The following is a 239-nucleotide window of genomic DNA, read 5'->3' as shown; positions in this document are numbered from 1 at the left end:
TTCTATATTGACGCTAAATTCTATTTCGCTACATCACAAAGAGAATCATGAAATATTAGTTCATGATCTTTCATTGGATATTCAAAAAGGCAGAACATTAGCTATAGTTGGTGAAAGTGGCAGTGGTAAGAGCCTTATCAGTAAAGCCATTATGGGGTTATTACCTTCTTCAGTTACCCTCACTGGTGATATTTATTTTGAAGATAACCTCATTAGTCAATATAAAGCAACAGAGCGAC

1 protein-coding gene is annotated in these 239 nt (G+C 34.7%); it reads left to right on the top strand.

Annotation, left to right across the window (positions count from 1 at the left end; all coding sequences use genetic code 11):
- Positions 1-239 (top strand): ATP-binding cassette domain-containing protein (locus M983_RS16775; RefSeq protein WP_210433265.1); only part of this gene is annotated, 239 nt, incomplete at both ends.

Origin of the sequence: Proteus myxofaciens ATCC 19692 (assembly GCF_001654855.1) — a bacterium.
Lineage (GTDB): Bacteria > Pseudomonadota > Gammaproteobacteria > Enterobacterales > Enterobacteriaceae > Proteus > Proteus myxofaciens.
Note: the sequence above shows the minus strand (reverse complement) of the source record. Positions and strands in the feature narration are given on the sequence as shown.